1 protein-coding gene is annotated in these 553 nt (G+C 65.3%); it reads right to left on the bottom strand.

Translation table 11 applies throughout. The features are described from left to right. Positions 1-52 precede the first annotated feature (52 nt). Complete coding sequence (locus EJ903_RS26495; RefSeq protein WP_126620830.1) at positions 53-397, bottom strand: transposase; 345 nt, start codon at positions 395-397, stop codon at positions 53-55. Positions 398-553: the final 156 nt, after the last annotated feature.

Here is a 553-nt window from a genome sequence, read left to right as displayed (position 1 = left end):
ACTCGTTTGCGTTCGCGCGATGACGCGCAACGCAAAACTCGGACGTCAGACCCTACTTTGCCAAGGCGGTGTTCACCGGAGGCGTACGCCCCTCCAACACATGAACCGGCACGAAGGAGGGCGCCGCGGCAGACAGTTCTCCGCTCGTAAACTGTCGGCGCCAGCGGTAGATCAGGCTGGCGCACACGCCGTGGCGGCGGGCCACCGCGACGACGGCGCCGCGCCCGCCGTGGGCCTCGCCGACCAAGCGGATCTTCTCCTCGGCCGAGTAGGTGCGCCGCCCGCCGGCGCCGGTGATGACCTCGATACGTTGGACTGCCACAGTGCAAACCACGCTGCTTGCCACGATGCCAAGCCAGCAACACCCACCGGTGCGCCGACACCCAGCTTTCAGCATGCGGCCCACTCCTCCCGCAAGGCAGCCCTCAGACGACGCTTACCAGAAAACCGGTTTATCGAGGTGCTCAAATGACCTTGGCGACCTCGGAAAACGAAGAGATGACCGGCGAACGGGTCCTGTTTGAGAACCTCCTGGGCGAGCATCGCCAACCCG

The organism is Azospirillum griseum (assembly GCF_003966125.1).
GTDB lineage: Bacteria > Pseudomonadota > Alphaproteobacteria > Azospirillales > Azospirillaceae > Azospirillum > Azospirillum griseum.
Note: the sequence above shows the minus strand (reverse complement) of the source record. Positions and strands in the feature narration are given on the sequence as shown.

Excerpts from the sequence above, each read along its gene's own strand:
- EJ903_RS26495 (WP_126620830.1), bottom strand. The coding sequence starts at position 397 with ATGCTGAAAGCTGGGTGTCGGCGCACCGGTGGGTGTTGCTGGCTTGGC.